This window comes from Ferdinandcohnia sp. SAFN-114, assembly GCF_059415045.1.
This window is the reverse complement of sequence record NZ_JBPFDQ010000052.1, coordinates 27343-39128: the sequence shown is the minus strand read 5'-3', so window position 1 is coordinate 39128 and position 11786 is coordinate 27343. Positions and strand designations below refer to the sequence as shown.

Genomic DNA, 11786 nt, shown 5'->3' with positions numbered 1-11786 from the left:
TTTTAATCTATTGTACATAAAAAGACCCTGTGCAGCAGACTTTTTTTAATGTGTCTACTACACAGGGTACAGTTTACGTTTCTCTCTGGTTTTTATTATTCTTTAATAAGCAATGAAATCGGTAATGCTTCTTCCTTGCCCTCTTGGCTCATTCGATGTCCCCAAGCAAACACACCGTTGATGTAGTCGATTTTAAAATAACTGCCAGGATCGCCATCTATTTCATATGTTTCTCCAGGTTTGTAATCCGCTGGATTAAGGAGATATGCTTTTGCCATAGAAGCTTTTCGTTCGAGCACAGCAAGTTCATTTACAATGCCAAGCTGTTCTGCTTTTCGGGCTTGTTCCTTTAAGCCAGCAATTTCCTGCCTTAATTCAAATTCTGTCATTTGGCTGTATCGTTTTTCTTGCATGTTAGTTCTCTCCATCCTTTATGTGAGTGATGAATTTTTCAATCATATCTAAGTCAAAGCCTTTGCGAAAAAGGGCTTGTTTCATTTTTTGTTCGTATTCCCATCCATCTAATTTATCAAATTTTCTATGAGCCTTCATTCCATGATGCTCGAGGGCTCCCCACTCTTCATCTGTGTCCTTCTCAATCGACGCTTCTTCCATGGCGATTTGAATGACGTCCCACGAATAACCTTTTCTTTGAAGGGTTTGCTCGATTTTTTGTTTTGTTTGACGCTCTGAAGCTTTATTGTTTTTTGGGATCGTTTTTGAAATTAACTTTTTGGCTTTTTCGACTTGCTCGTCCATCGTAAAAAGGGCAAGACTTTTCAATAAAATGTCCTGTTCAATTCCTTTTTCAAATAGTTCTTGTTTAATTACCTCAGGGCCCTTTGTGGTTGTATTAATTTGTGTTTGGACATACGCTCTCGCAAATTCCTCATCATTAATGTATTTATATTCAGCAAGTTTATGAATCACGTCTGGAATAATTGGTTCATCGACTTCTTTTTTCTTAAGGTAATCAATGACTTCCTTCGTCGAACGCATTCTATAGGATAAAAAATTCAATGCCAAATTAAAGGCTTTTTTCACTTCATCCTCAAACTGTATTTCCGAAATGTCTAACTCATCAAGCTCCATCCCTTTTTTTAGCTGAAAAGAAATAAGAATATCCTGATCAACACTAAAAGCATATTCTTCGCCCTTCCCGTGATCAAGAAAAATATTAAATCGCTCTGTATTTTTCTTTTGAGTTGTGATTTTCGCTATAATGGCCATATCAATTACACCTCCCCTTTATAGTAGCACAGAAATTTAGAGGATAAATGGAAAACTTATTGAATTATGTAGGAAAAGGCATGGAAAGGAAGAAACTAATGAAGATTGCGATTGCTGGTGGAACTGGCTTTGTCGGAAAAAAGCTTACCGATTTTCTTTTGGATCAAAATCATGAAGTATATATTTTAACGAGAAATACTACCTATACAAGTCACCACCCTAACCTTCATTATGTTGAATGGCTAACAGCAACAAGTTCCCCAGAAAACCAACTACAAGGTCTAGATGCTATGATTAATCTCGCTGGTGAATCGTTGAATAGTGGTAGATGGACAGAGATTCGTAAAAAAAGAATAACAGAAAGTCGGATAACGGCAACAAAGGAAGTTCTTCGTATACTCTCTTCCTTGCCTAAAAAGCCGGAAGTCTTGTTGAATGCAAGTGCAATTGGAATTTATGGGACTTCAGAGACCGACACTTTTACAGAAGATTCTACGCAAGATGGCAGTGATTTTCTAGCAAAGACTGTTATTGCTTGGGAAGACGAAGCAAAGAAAGCAACTGACCTAGGTGTCCGAACTTGTTTCTTACGGTTTGGCGTTGTTCTTGGTGAGGACGGTGGTGCTCTTACACGAATGGTATTACCTTATCATTTATTCATCGGAGGCACGATCGGCTCTGGAAAACAGTGGTTATCATGGATTCATATTGATGATGTTGTAAAAGGAATTGATTTTCTTTTACACCATACATCCGTCCACGGATCAGTTAATTTCACTGCACCACAACCCATGCAAATGAAACACTTTGGTCAAACCATCGGAGCTGTTATACATCGACCACATTGGCTTCCAGTACCCGGGTTTGTCTTAGAGGTTTTACTCGGTGAGATGAGCATCTTGGTATTAAAGGGACAAAAAGTGTTACCAACAAAACTTGAAGAGCATGGGTTCTCTTTTACTTTTAAAACAGTAGAACAGGCATTGAGTCAAATTTTAAAAGGTTGATTCGACATGATTCAGCAAGGTCTTTACAAAACCGTCGAAATTACCAAAAATTTGATACAAAATTTTCACAAAAAACCTATTTATTTTTACAAAAGTTTCGAGTATGATACCTAGAGTGAAGTAAAAAAAGTATTACACAACAATAAAATACAAACTTAAAATTGGCTAATTCAAGTTGGCTAACTTTAGGGAAGGCAAATGGTGCGCCACCAGTTTCACTGGTTCTAGTGGGTTCGATTCCCACCCCGAAATTTTTTATCAATACAAAAAATTTCGAGGGTGGATCCTGCCACAGGTCTGGTCTGTCCTCATCTGGAGGGGAAACTGATGCTAAAAAAACGTGAACTTCAGGATTGTCTCGCGCTTTATGAATTACTGGTGCACCCAGATGTCTTCCCATTTGTGCGTCAAAAGGCTTATTCCTATGAAGAGTTTTTATTTGTAACAAAGCAAACGATTGAAGCAGAAGAGCGTGGTGAATTGATTTCACGTACTATTTTAGACGAGTGGGGCTCTCCGATCGGAACGATTAATTTATATGACATTGAAGACAATGCAGGTTTCCTTGGTACTTGGCTTGGCAAACCATTCCATGGAAAAGGCTACAATCAAGCAGCAAAGGATGCATTTTTTGCAGAACTCTTTTTTGAGCTTGGTATTGAAACAATCTTTATGAGAGTTAAGAAAGTAAACCATCGCTCAACAAAAGCTGTTCAAAAGCTACCTTTTGTGTCATTCGCCAATGAAACGAGAAAGTCATTACTTGACCAAATCAATGCTGATGGTGATATTTTTAACCTTTTTGAGGTTTCCAAAGATTTATATACATTGCATACCTTACGTGTAGGACAGAGTACTGAAGAAGAACATTTAAGAGAAGCTTAAACCCGTTATTTTCAACGGGTTTTTTGTTTGGATTTTTTTGGAATGGATAAACTAATACTATATTACTTAGAAAGCGAGGAATCTTTGATGGCAAAAGAAAAAAAGCGTGACAATAAGTCAAAAAGCACTTTAAGCAGCATGCAAGAGGTTTCATATTCTAGGGATTTTAAAATGGCTGACCAAGCCGGTGGGTATACCAAAAAGCAGGCTAGACATTAACATAATCAAATACGCCTTGGCGTATCTGATCACAGATTTTTTTCAAACTTGCTCGAAAATCTTCCATCGAAAAATCTGTGGCATCCGCCGGAGGCGAACATTATTCAGGCAGGCTAATTTTATCTAGTTCTTTTAGCCTTCATATATACAGACATTGTTTTTATACGGAAACCTTAAGTTGAATAATGTTCAGTATCTTCCACTTATGAAGTAAGTTTTCAAGGTCATCCTATAATTGAGCAGGTTGCGTTTGTAACCTCTCCACTATTATCTAGGATGGTGTTGAGAATGGGCAGATCAAGAGGACAAAAATCACGAGATAAAAACAAAGGGAACTTACCACAAGTTCCACAAAACATGAAATCAGATGGTCGTGATGTCGAGTTCTCACGTGAACTTGCTGACCAAGACGATTTAGAAGCGCAAGCACGCTCAAATGCAGCAGATGCGAGAGCGAAAAAACGAAAAAAGAAATAGGTAATGTGTCCATAACCGAAGGAAAACGTCCTTCGGTTTTTTTTTGCTAAATACAGTCCCCCTTTTCCCTCTTATACATATTTTTAGCACAGTACAAACTCGTAGCGCATAAAATAAATCGATTGCCAATACTCACAATTCATGGAGGTGAATGAAATGGAGTATTCAATTACAAGAGATTATATTCGTTTGGGAAATTCACGATCCGGGCAAAAGATTTCAAAGGTGAGATTTATCGTAAGTCATGATACAGGGAATCCTGGGTCTACTGCTTATGGAAATCGAAATTATTTTGACCGTTCACAGCCAAGTGCTTCTGCACACACTTTCATTGATGATAAATACGTTTTAGAAATAATCCCCCTCAACGAAAAAGCATGGCATGTTCGTTACAATATTACGGCTGACAATCAGCGTTTTGGTGATAATGCAAATGACGCAGCAATTGGTGTAGAGCTTTGCCATGGAGGGAAAATTAATTTCCAAGAGGCATATAATCGATATGTGTGGTACCATGCTTATTTGTGTGACAAATTTAATTTAGATCCAAAAAAACATATTGTGGCACATAGCACATTAGACCCTTCTAGAAGATCAGATCCACAAAATGCATTGCGCCCACATGGCGTTTCTTGGGAAGAATTTATTCATGATGTACAAGAGTCATTTAATCGTGATTTTAAGGGTGTACCTACTAGCAATCCGAAGCCTGTCGTTGCAGGAGTATCAACGCGGTTGCCAATTCGAAGAGGAAATACAGGTCCATTCGTAAAGGAAATTCAAGAAGACTTAATTAAAGCTGGTTATTCAATGTCTCCATATGGTGCTGATGGAAGCTTCGGCCCTGCAACCGAAAATGCAGTCATGCGCTTCCAAAAACGATATGGGCTAGCTGTGGATGGGCTAGTTGGGCCAGCCACATTAAGAAAGCTTGAAGAAGTCATTAAACAGAACAATTCTACCGACGACGAGTTTCCACTCCCTAATGGAGTTTGGAAACGTGGTGACAAAGGTGAAGAAGTTCGTATGATCCAACGTGCTTTAAAGCATATTAACTTTGATCCTAAAATGATTGATGGCAGTTATGGTCCATTAACGGAAGATGCAGTTAGAAGATTTCAATCGATGTATGCTGCTTTAAAAGACGATGGGATATATGGACCAAATACTAAGAAATATATTCAGATGGAATTAAATGATATGTAACCCACTGGCTTCAGTGGGTTTTTATTTGTTGGATATCGTTATTTTTTCGTAAATTGAGCTATCAGCCATAAGCGATGGGCTAACGGCCAAAAAAACAAATTAACAGCCATAAAATCTAATTAACAGCCATAAACAGTTTGCTATCAGCCATAAACCAAGAGATTTTACCGTTGATTGATCTCTTTCCAAACCTCTTCATATACTTTTTTCAATGGAATGCCATTTTCTTCTGCAATCCGGCGGCAATCTTCATATTCTGGAGACTTTTGAACGGATTCCCCTTCGAAAACCCCTTCTTTCACGGTAATTTTGCCCCATTTTGTGATAACTTCCGTAAAAGTTCGTTCAAGTCGATGAACGGATAGTGGGTAATACCGTAATCCAAGCGTCGTTGTTTCCGAAAACAAAATAGCTTTCATTTTGTCTAATTTGCCTTTGGCGCAAAGAAGCTGTAGAAGGACAGCTGGTCTGTTTTTCTTCATATAAATAGGAGTATAATAAACGTCATTTGCTCCAGCATCAAATAATAAATCCATGACATAGCCTAACCATTCACCAGACATATTATCGAGGTTTACCTCGAGCTTGATCATCTCGCTGTCGATATGCTCATGATTTGGAGGAAGTTTTTTTTCCATAATTCCCTACCCTTTCCTGCAAAAATAGACTATCGCTAGTATAACATTAGGCGATAAAAATAGCCCGCCAATTGGCGAGCTATCCATTCGTGTTTTTTAAAACTCAAAGTAGTCTTTTGCGTTTTGGTAGCAGATTCCTTTTACGACATCTCCTAGTAAATCCATGTCGTTTGGAACTTCTCCGTCTTCAACCCATTCTCCAATTAAGTTACACACTAAACGACGGAAATACTCGTGTCTAGTGTAAGATAGGAAGCTTCTAGAGTCAGTAAGCATACCGATGAAACGGCTGAATAAGCCAAGGTTCGCTAATGCTTTCATTTGCTCGAGCATTCCTTCTTTTTGATCATTGAACCACCAAGCAGTTCCGAATTGCATTTTACCTGGTTTTCCTCCGCCTTGGAAGTTACCAATTGTTGTACCAAGGATGTAGTTATCGTTTGGATTTAAAGAGTAAAGAATGGTTTTTGGTAGAGCATCTTCTGTATCTAGTGCATCTAGTAATTGGTTTAATGGACGTGCTAGTTCACCATCATTGATGCTATCATAACCAGTGTCTGCTCCTAATTTTCCAAACATTCTTGTGTTGTTGTTACGTAACGCATGAATATGTAATTGCATCGCCCAGTCGCGTTTTGCATATTCTTTCCCTAAGAAAACGAGTGTGTAGGATTTATACTTAATTTCATCCTCAATTGAAACTTTTTCACCTTTGATTGCTTTTTCAAATGACGCTGCAGCTTCTTCTTTTGTTGTATGCTCATACATCATTGTGTTAATAGCATGGTCAGATACTCGGCCACCAAGTGAATGGAAGAATTCAATTCTGTTCTCTAGCGCAGTTAAGAAATCATCATAATTTGAAATCCCAACACCAGATACTTCACTTAGTTTTTTCACCCAACTAACAAAAGTGTCTTGGTTGATTTCTAAACCTTTGTCTGGTCGGAAGCTTGGTAATACTTTTACATCAAAGCTTGAATCTTCAGCAATAAGCTTGTGATATTCTAATGAGTCTGTTGGATCGTCAGTCGTACAAACGACTTCTACATTTGATTTTTTAATGAGGTCTCTTGCACCGAATCCTTCTCCGGTTAACTTGCTATTTACATTTTCCCAAATAGCAGGAGCAGATTTTTCGTTTAAGATTTCATGTACATCAAAGAAACGTTGAAGTTCTAAATGAGTCCAGTTGAACAATGGGTTTCCAATTGTCATTGGAACTGTTTTTGCCCAAGCAACAAATTTATCATAATCAGAAGCATTTCCTGTTACGTACTCTTCTTCAATACCATTTGCTCTCATTGCTCTCCACTTATAGTGGTCGCCATATAGCCATGCTTCGGTAATATTTTTGAAAGTTTTGTTTTCATAAATTTCTTGTGGGCTTAAGTGGCAGTGATAATCAATGATTGGCATGTCCTTTGCAAAGTTATTGTACAAAGCTACCGCAGTGTCGTTTGACAACAAGAATGTTTCATCCATAAATTTTTTCATTTTTGTCCACCTGCTTTTTTAAATTTTACTTACTTATAGTAACCCAATAGTGGGGAGATAATCAATTAATGCCTTTGCGTTTTTACCTTAATATTAAAGTTCCAACGGCAAAGGGGTATCTAAAAAGACACCCCATTTTTTTATTCTATTAGTAGATCTGGTAAGAATAGTGAAAACTGTGGAACGAATGTAACTAAAAGTAAGGTTACAATCATCGCTAAATAGAATGGTGCCATTCCCTTGAGTGTTTTCTCTATTGGTATTTGTCCAATTGCACAACCTACAAAGAGACAGGTTCCTACTGGTGGTGTAATTAAGCCAATTGCTAGGTTTAAAATGAGCACTACACCAAACTGTACTGGATCCATGCCAGCTGCAGTAGCAACAGGTAATAAAATAGGAGTCGCAATTAAGATAAGTGGAGCCATGTCCATAAACATACCAAGAACTAGTAAAATTAAGTTGATAAGCAATAATGTTACAATGTCATTAGGCGAGAATGCAAGAAGTCCCTCTGTAACCATTGCTGGAACTTTTAATAATGCTAAAAGCCATCCAAACGCTGATGATGAAGCGATTAAGAATAGTACCATTGCTAATGTTTTAGATGTTCTTACTAAGATAATACGCATTCTTGAAAGCGGAATATCACGATAAACGAAGAATGTAATAATAAATGCATATACTACACCAATCGCAGCTGACTCAGTAGCTGTGAAGATACCACTTACAATACCACCGATGATGATAACAGCCGTTAAAAGACCTAATAAACCTTCGCGAATAATTTTTGGAATCTCTTCTCTTTTAACAGGTTCACCTTTTGGATAGTTACGTTTTACCGCAATAATATATGTTACAACCATTAGAATTAATCCTAATAAGATACCTGGTACAATTCCACCCATAAATAAAGCGCCTACAGAAACTCCACCTGCAGCAGTAGAATAAATAATCATGTTATGACTTGGTGGGATCATAACCCCTTGTGCTGCACTGGAAATTGTTACGTTTACAGCATAATCTGAATCATATTTTGCCTTTTTCATCATTGGAATTAAAACAGATCCGATTGAAGATACGTCTGCAACTGCAGACCCTGAAATTCCGCCGAAGAATGTACTTGCCAATACGTTAACCATGGCTAGTCCACCACGAACCTTACCAATCATAACGTTAGCTAAGTTAATTAAGCGTCTAGAAATACCGCCTTCATTCATTATTTCTCCTGCTAAAATAAAGAAAGGAATCGCAAGGAGTGAGAATGAATTAAGTCCGCCTACCATACGTTGTACTAATGCTGCTAAATCTATATCCATATAAATTCCTGTTAAAAATGATGACACTATTAAACTTAGTGCAACAGGAACGCGTATAAGTAGTAGAAGAACAAAGCTTCCTAATAATACTAATACTTCCATTTATAACTCACTCCTCTATCTGTTCATCCCATTCTTGGTGCATACCCTTTTTAAACAATAGCTCGATGCCGTAAATTAGCATTAAAATTCCTGAAACAGGGATTGCTGCGTATAAAACACTTTGCGGTAACCCAGTTCCTGCCATTGTGGATTCGCCCATCAATGTTGTAAACCTAATTCCGTAAACAATAAATATAATGGCAACAATAATTACTAAAATTTTTGCGATAATATCACATAATGTTTGGACCTTTTTTGGAAATAACGCAACTAATGCACCTACACCAATATGGAGTTTATCTCTGAAACCAACAGCGATTCCGATGAAACTTACCCACACTAGTAGTAGCATTGACACCTCCGAGGACCAACGGGGAGTATAGCTGAAAAAATATCTTGTAAAAACTGTTGCAGCAACAATAACGGTCATTAATGCTATGAAAATAACATTTATATTGTCAATCCCGTTATCAAACATACTTTTGATTTTTTTAAACCGTTCCATTTAACTAGCCTCCTTAAAGCAAACCCGATGATTGTCGAGCCTCAGATGAAAGCAAAGCAGTAGTTGCATAATACTTTCTGTATTCGTTAAAAAACTAACGAAGCTTTTCATTACCTTTTTAACTAACCCAAACACATCATTTTCCGTGTTAGAAAATTTATATTCTTTGCTTTCAACAAATGAAGTCATACTAAACTATATGAGGGGCACCCCTCCCTCAAGACCATCATCTTAAGGGAGAATTTGCCACCAAAAGCTTGATAGATAATTATTCTACCGCTTCGATTTTTTCAATATTTTCTTTGTATGCGCCACCATGTTTGTCATAAACAGGTTGTACAGCTTCACGCCATGGAGTAGTATCTGTAATTTCAACTACTTCATTACCTGCAGCTTCTACTTTTTCTTTTGCTTCATTTTCTAGATCTGCCCAAGCAGTTTTTTGAGCTTCTTGTGATTCCATTGCAGCTTCTTTGATTGCTTTTTGATGTTCTTCACTTAAATCGTTCCATACCTTAGAAGAAATCATTAAAATTTCAGGAACGCGTGAGTGAGCATCTAAAGTAAAGTATTTTGCAACTTCATAGTGATTTACTGAATAGTAACTTGGATAGTTGTTTTCAGCACCATCGATAACACCTGTTTGAAGACCAGAATATACCTCTTCGTACGCCATTGGAGTTGCAGATGCACCAAGTGATTCTACCATGTCTACTACTAGAGCAGATTGTTGAACACGAATCTTAAGACCCTTTAAATCTTCTGGCTTTTCAACTGGGTGTTTTGAGTTATAGAAGTTACGGCTACCAGAATCATAGAATACTAGACCTCTCATATTCGCTTCTTCCATACCAGCTAATAAATCCTCACCGATTTCACCATTTAATACACTCCACATATGGTCTGCATCTCTAAATAGGTAAGGCATTGAAAGAACACCTAAATCTTTAGAGAATTCAGCAAGTGGACTTGCATTAACACGTGCAAAGTCGATTGTACCTAATTGAACTTGCTCGATAACGCTCTTCTCGTCTCCAAGCTGGCCACCCGCGTACACTTCAACTTTAACTTGTCCATTAGTTTTCTCTTCTACTAATTTCGCAAACTCTTTATCCCCTACAACTGTTGGATAATCCTCAGGTTGGTTGTCTGCTAATTTTAAAACGATAGGATCTTTTGCATCGCCATCTCCACCGCCACTAGTTTTAGTAGCTGAATCATCTCCTCCGCCACAAGCTGCTAATAAGCCTGCAAGCATAAAGGACATAGATAGAACTGCTAAGCCTTTTTTCTTCATAAAAAGCTTCCCCCTCTGGTGTGTTTTATTTTTGGTTTCAAAGTCTATAATACTTAACTTCCCATATGAAACGCTTTCATATGTTATGAAAAAAAATCGAAAGCAACTGGCAATCGCTTTCATTTGTGTTATAGACTTCAGCAAAATAACAACGTTGTTATTTCTACTACATCATAAATTAAATTATTGTAGTTTTCAAGTCTTTTTTTGTCGAATTCTAAATATACAGTTTTGTAAACGTTGACAATATAGTGGAAACCTGTGAAAATATTAGATAAATAAGCTATAAATTTGTTAAAAAAATAATAATGTTGTTAAATGAATTTTACATGAACAACATATTAAAATAAAAAAATAATCTATAGGTGACTTCTATGAATATTACGATTAAGGATATTGCACGGGTAGCTGGTGTTAGTTACTCTACTGTTTCAAAAGCGTTGAACGATAGCCCACTAGTTAAACCGGATACAAAGACAAAGATTATGAAAATTGCCAAGGAGTTAGGATATAAACCTAATTTTGCTGCACAAAGCCTTGTTTCTAAACAAACAAAAGTAATTGGATTGATTTGGCCGACTCTAGAACGGATTGCTCCGTCTACATTGGTTACTAGAATCAATGAGGAAATTAAATCAAACTCCTATTCTATGATATTATCAATTGATTGTATTGAGGATTCGCTTGAGTTGTTCAAACGGTATCAAGTAGATGGGGTTCTTGTGTTTGATGAACATAACCATAGTATTTTAGATACGGTTTCAATTCCAATAGTGACTTACGGTGTTGGAAGAAACAAAAAACATACTGTGATTGATGTCAGCTATCAAAGGGCCATGAAAATGTCTGTTGAATATTTATATAATCTTGGGCATAGAAACATCGCTTATCTTGGCGATTTCTCACCTATCGATGATCGACAATTAGAAAAATACTACGGCATAAAAAAAGCAATGAATAGCCTAAATCTCCCGATTACAAATGAAAATTTAGTAAACACGGCAGGACTTAATTGGTATGATGGATATTTAGCAACTAAGCGTTTGTTGAACTCTCCTAATAGACCTACTGCAATTATTGGTTCAAGTTATGATATTAGCGCAGGAATTGTTCGCGCACTTCGTGAGGCGAACTTAATTATCCCAAAGGATATTTCCGTTATGAGTTACGATAATATCTCACAAATGGGAAATCTGGAAATTCCATTAACGAGTATCGGGGTCCCCGTGGATGAAATTGCTTGTAATATGGTTGAAACTCTAATAACTCAAATAAAAACGAAGGATACAACACCTATTCTTAAACAATTAAACCCGAGAATAAATGAACGGGTCTCGTGTGCTCAGGCTGGAATACTACTATGAGATGGCTAGGATGATTGTCTAGCCATTGTTTATTTTTACA

13 protein-coding genes and 1 pseudogene are annotated in these 11786 nt (G+C 37.1%); 7 read left to right on the top strand and 7 right to left on the bottom strand.

Going from position 1 to position 11786, the window contains the following annotated elements; translation table 11 throughout:
* Positions 1 to 95 precede the first annotated feature (95 nt).
* On the bottom strand, positions 96 to 413 hold the full coding sequence (locus tag ACR65M_RS16735; protein WP_341332698.1) for a YfhH family protein: 318 nt from the start codon (positions 411 to 413) through the stop codon (positions 96 to 98).
* A 1-nt stretch (position 414) separates the two neighbouring features.
* Positions 415 to 1230, bottom strand: a complete 816-nt coding sequence (gene recX / locus ACR65M_RS16730; protein WP_440273857.1) for a recombination regulator RecX — start codon at positions 1228 to 1230, stop codon at positions 415 to 417.
* Positions 1231 to 1328: 98 nt separating this feature from the next.
* Here recX and ACR65M_RS16725 point away from each other — a divergent pair, with 98 nt between their 5' ends.
* The 6 genes and pseudogenes from ACR65M_RS16725 (at position 1329) to ACR65M_RS16700 (ending at position 5024) form a co-directional block, all read left to right on the top strand.
* A complete protein-coding gene (locus ACR65M_RS16725) occupies positions 1329 to 2237 on the top strand; it encodes a TIGR01777 family oxidoreductase (protein WP_341333578.1) in 909 nt (302 codons plus the stop codon).
* Between the two features lie 327 nt (positions 2238 to 2564).
* The gene (locus ACR65M_RS16720; RefSeq protein ID WP_341332700.1) at positions 2565 to 3122 is read left to right on the top strand and encodes a GNAT family N-acetyltransferase; all 558 of its coding nucleotides are present in this window, start codon (positions 2565 to 2567) and stop codon (positions 3120 to 3122) included.
* A gap of 87 nt (positions 3123 to 3209) precedes the next feature.
* Entirely contained in the window at positions 3210 to 3341 is a 132-nt protein-coding gene (locus tag ACR65M_RS16715) for a YfhE family protein (RefSeq protein WP_099352896.1), read from the top strand.
* Between the two features lie 288 nt (positions 3342 to 3629).
* Positions 3630 to 3818, top strand: a complete 189-nt coding sequence (locus tag ACR65M_RS16710) for a YfhD family protein (protein ID WP_099352817.1) — start codon at positions 3630 to 3632, stop codon at positions 3816 to 3818.
* Between the two features lie 156 nt (positions 3819 to 3974).
* Positions 3975 to 4487: pseudogene (locus tag ACR65M_RS16705) on the top strand (peptidoglycan recognition protein family protein); the annotation flags it as partial.
* Positions 4488 to 4553: 66 nt separating this feature from the next.
* Positions 4554 to 5024 (top strand): peptidoglycan-binding domain-containing protein, encoded by a 471-nt coding sequence (locus ACR65M_RS16700; protein WP_341333579.1) that lies wholly within the window; start codon positions 4554 to 4556, stop codon positions 5022 to 5024.
* A 164-nt stretch (positions 5025 to 5188) separates the two neighbouring features.
* On the opposite strand, the gene larC2 is transcribed toward ACR65M_RS16700, so the two are convergent.
* The 5 genes from larC2 to ACR65M_RS16675 all read right to left on the bottom strand — a co-directional run bounded on the left by larC2 (position 5189) and on the right by ACR65M_RS16675 (position 10382).
* Entirely contained in the window at positions 5189 to 5662 is a 474-nt protein-coding gene (gene larC2 / locus ACR65M_RS16695) for a nickel pincer cofactor biosynthesis protein LarC2 (RefSeq protein WP_341332701.1), read from the bottom strand.
* Between the two features lie 96 nt (positions 5663 to 5758).
* The gene (gene uxaC / locus ACR65M_RS16690; protein WP_341332702.1) at positions 5759 to 7159 is read right to left on the bottom strand and encodes a glucuronate isomerase; all 1401 of its coding nucleotides are present in this window, start codon (positions 7157 to 7159) and stop codon (positions 5759 to 5761) included.
* 140 nt (positions 7160 to 7299) lie between these two features.
* Complete coding sequence (locus ACR65M_RS16685; protein WP_341332703.1) at positions 7300 to 8580, bottom strand: TRAP transporter large permease; 1281 nt, start codon at positions 8578 to 8580, stop codon at positions 7300 to 7302.
* A 7-nt stretch (positions 8581 to 8587) separates the two neighbouring features.
* Positions 8588 to 9085 (bottom strand): TRAP transporter small permease, encoded by a 498-nt coding sequence (locus tag ACR65M_RS16680; RefSeq protein ID WP_341332704.1) that lies wholly within the window; start codon positions 9083 to 9085, stop codon positions 8588 to 8590.
* Positions 9086 to 9353: 268 nt separating this feature from the next.
* The gene (locus ACR65M_RS16675) at positions 9354 to 10382 is read right to left on the bottom strand and encodes a TRAP transporter substrate-binding protein (protein WP_341332705.1); all 1029 of its coding nucleotides are present in this window, start codon (positions 10380 to 10382) and stop codon (positions 9354 to 9356) included.
* Between the two features lie 374 nt (positions 10383 to 10756).
* Here ACR65M_RS16675 and ACR65M_RS16670 point away from each other — a divergent pair, with 374 nt between their 5' ends.
* Positions 10757 to 11746 (top strand): LacI family DNA-binding transcriptional regulator, encoded by a 990-nt coding sequence (locus tag ACR65M_RS16670; RefSeq protein ID WP_341332706.1) that lies wholly within the window; start codon positions 10757 to 10759, stop codon positions 11744 to 11746.
* Positions 11747 to 11786 lie beyond the last annotated feature (40 nt).

What these genes read in the sequence shown, in the direction of transcription:
- uxaC (WP_341332702.1), bottom strand. Translation starts at nt 7,159, where the DNA reads ATGAAAAAATTTATGGATGAAACATTCTTGTTGTCAAACGACACTGCG.
- ACR65M_RS16735 (WP_341332698.1), bottom strand. Translation starts at nt 413, where the DNA reads ATGCAAGAAAAACGATACAGCCAAATGACAGAATTTGAATTAAGGCAG.
- ACR65M_RS16710 (WP_099352817.1), top strand. Translation starts at nt 3,630, where the DNA reads ATGGGCAGATCAAGAGGACAAAAATCACGAGATAAAAACAAAGGGAAC.
- larC2 (WP_341332701.1), bottom strand. Translation starts at nt 5,662, where the DNA reads ATGGAAAAAAAACTTCCTCCAAATCATGAGCATATCGACAGCGAGATG.
- ACR65M_RS16670 (WP_341332706.1), top strand. Translation starts at nt 10,757, where the DNA reads ATGAATATTACGATTAAGGATATTGCACGGGTAGCTGGTGTTAGTTAC.
- ACR65M_RS16715 (WP_099352896.1), top strand. Translation starts at nt 3,210, where the DNA reads ATGGCAAAAGAAAAAAAGCGTGACAATAAGTCAAAAAGCACTTTAAGC.
- ACR65M_RS16725 (WP_341333578.1), top strand. Translation starts at nt 1,329, where the DNA reads ATGAAGATTGCGATTGCTGGTGGAACTGGCTTTGTCGGAAAAAAGCTT.
- ACR65M_RS16685 (WP_341332703.1), bottom strand. Translation starts at nt 8,580, where the DNA reads ATGGAAGTATTAGTATTATTAGGAAGCTTTGTTCTTCTACTACTTATA.
- ACR65M_RS16675 (WP_341332705.1), bottom strand. Translation starts at nt 10,382, where the DNA reads ATGAAGAAAAAAGGCTTAGCAGTTCTATCTATGTCCTTTATGCTTGCA.
- ACR65M_RS16720 (WP_341332700.1), top strand. Translation starts at nt 2,565, where the DNA reads ATGCTAAAAAAACGTGAACTTCAGGATTGTCTCGCGCTTTATGAATTA.
- ACR65M_RS16680 (WP_341332704.1), bottom strand. Translation starts at nt 9,085, where the DNA reads ATGGAACGGTTTAAAAAAATCAAAAGTATGTTTGATAACGGGATTGAC.
- recX (WP_440273857.1), bottom strand. Translation starts at nt 1,230, where the DNA reads ATGGCCATTATAGCGAAAATCACAACTCAAAAGAAAAATACAGAGCGA.